Origin of the sequence: Mesorhizobium tianshanense (assembly GCF_007830515.1) — a bacterium.
In the GTDB taxonomy this organism is placed as follows: Bacteria; Pseudomonadota; Alphaproteobacteria; order Rhizobiales; family Rhizobiaceae; genus Mesorhizobium; species Mesorhizobium tianshanense.
Window position 1 is genome coordinate 1 of record NZ_VLKT01000144.1, and the last position, 2,087, is coordinate 2,087.

General features: G+C 60.2%; 2 protein-coding genes. One reads left to right on the top strand and one right to left on the bottom strand.

Annotated elements, in window-relative coordinates:
* The first annotated feature begins 914 nt into the window (after positions 1 to 914).
* Complete coding sequence (locus tag IQ26_RS38885; RefSeq protein ID WP_145723578.1) at positions 915 to 1,352, top strand: hypothetical protein; 438 nt, start codon at positions 915 to 917, stop codon at positions 1,350 to 1,352.
* 21 nt (positions 1,353 to 1,373) lie between these two features.
* Here the strand turns inward: IQ26_RS38885 and IQ26_RS38890 are convergent, their stop codons facing one another.
* A complete protein-coding gene (locus IQ26_RS38890; protein ID WP_240547485.1) occupies positions 1,374 to 1,799 on the bottom strand; it encodes a WGR domain-containing protein in 426 nt (141 codons plus the stop codon).
* Positions 1,800 to 2,087 lie beyond the last annotated feature (288 nt).

The window sequence follows — 2,087 nt, forward strand, 5'->3', positions numbered from 1 at the left end:
ACCCGAGGACCGACGCCGCCAGACTGTCCCGACATTAGCGAAACCACTGTCCGGGAATTAGCGGAACCCCTGTCCGGCTTTTGCGAAATGCGCAGCGTATGAACAAACGTCGACAAATGCGATGGTCTCCTGCTGGCGCACAGCGCGTGCTTCAAGCGCGGCGGGCGGTGAGCGTAAGACGCCATCCAGATCGATTTCACCTTGTGAAACATGCGTAACCGGTCGGAGCCATATCCTCAAAGCAGCCCGGCGCGGTCGTATGTGCGCTTCTCAAAGCCCCTTATCCAGCCTACTGTGTGCCTACCAAAGGGCAAATGGGTCGCTCGTCTGGGAAATGACGGCCAAAGGCTCAAGGAATTCGCCCAGTGGCCAACACGTAGCGGGCAGGGAGGTAACGATGGATTTCAAGAACAGCCGCCTCTGGTACGGCGTGGTAGCCGTGATCGTGGTATTGATCGTGATTGCGTATGCGGCTGGTTGGTTTGGTGGCACACCGTTGCCAGCGCCGCAGCAGTGAGAGATCCTCATTCTCGCTTGGCGGCAGCCGACTGCTCAGTCTCTGAAGGTCGAAGGGACCCCTGATTGGCTGTTTCGCTGGTTCAGCTACCATCCTGACGATGCACAGCCTGGACCGATGGCTTCCGCTCAACTATGGAGCCGGGCCACGCCAGCACAGACTCTGCCCGTCGATCACCTCGATCGGCACGGACTCAAGACTGACATCGACGAACAGCCGCGCATTTGACCGCGTTCGCCAACTTAGATGGCCAGATCCTTGCGAAGCCTCCACATTTTCGTGAACGAAGCCCTCCAGGCGTCATCGTGATTGGACTTCACTATCCGTTGGAGTCACGCTTTCTGCCGGATCAAGTCGGAAATGGGTGGGACCAACTATCGTCGAATAGGAGGCCAAAATGAAGCATCAGGCGCTTGAGCAACTGCAGATCGTCGCCAAGGTCGATCAGGACTATCCGCGCCAGGCGATGTCGCGCAGCGAACGTCTTGAGCGTTGGGCGGAACTCCTCGAACGGGATCCGGACCGGCGCCTCTCGACGCTGCTCCAGACCGAGTATCAGCCGGTTAGAGCACGCGCGGCCATGCGCGGCGACAGCTCGCCGATCTCGGTCGCTTTCGAGGATCCTGTCCTCCGCGCCGCCGGGTTGGAAAACGACAGCTACGGCGAAGCGAAGCGATTCTTCGAACTGACCGACAGGCAATTGCACGAGGTCATCTGCTATTGCCATTTCGGCGCGACGGTCAACGCGGCAACGGCGGCCCGTCACATCCGTGCAGCGCTTAACGGGAGACAGCCCGGCATGTTCGCTCGGTTGCGCGAGGCGTTCGTCGGATAAAGCCGGCGCCATTTCGCAGGATCATTGTTGAAGTGGCTTGAGGGAGGCCGTCCTCAGTTTTGCTGGCGACAGCGCCTTCGAGCACTTCGGAGTGGGAGCATGAAAAGGCTGCGGGCATCTGCCGCCATCTTCGCCTTGCTCTTCGGTGATGGCCGTTTGTCGCGCCAGCGCGTGTCGGAATATCCTCGCTTGTGCTTTGCAGATGGCGAGCTTTGACCAAGCTGCCGCCGCTTCGTCGGTAGTTTCGAACAGCTCGAACTTCTCGCGGCCGCGTGTGCCGATACGCCCCCCGCTGCGGACGAGCGGCATCTCGCCGAAGAGGGTCGGCTGAAGGATGAGAATATAGATGCGCGCCAGGTTCCGGTTGAGATCGATGCGGCGCAGGAAGCAGGGATGATGATCGTGGCGCATCCCCGGATTCTCGGCCTCATCGCCGCCCGTGTTCAATGAGTGTTTCGAAGCGGTTGCCGGCTCGTGATTCGCAGTATTGATGGAACGCGTCCGCTTGCGGTACGATTGCCAGCGATCGACGGTTCGCGTTTCCCCAGCCCGAAGGGCCGCCGCCCGGCTTGCCGGGCGGCGAAGCGGAGGGGCTGAGCGCGCAAATCAAAACAGCGCTGTAGAGAAGCCCCGGAGCTTCCATGGGGAAACGAAAACTTTGGCCCACCGGGCGTGACAAACGAAACCGACAATTGGGGAGAAAGCCCTACCAAACATTCCCGTCCTCCATTAGGC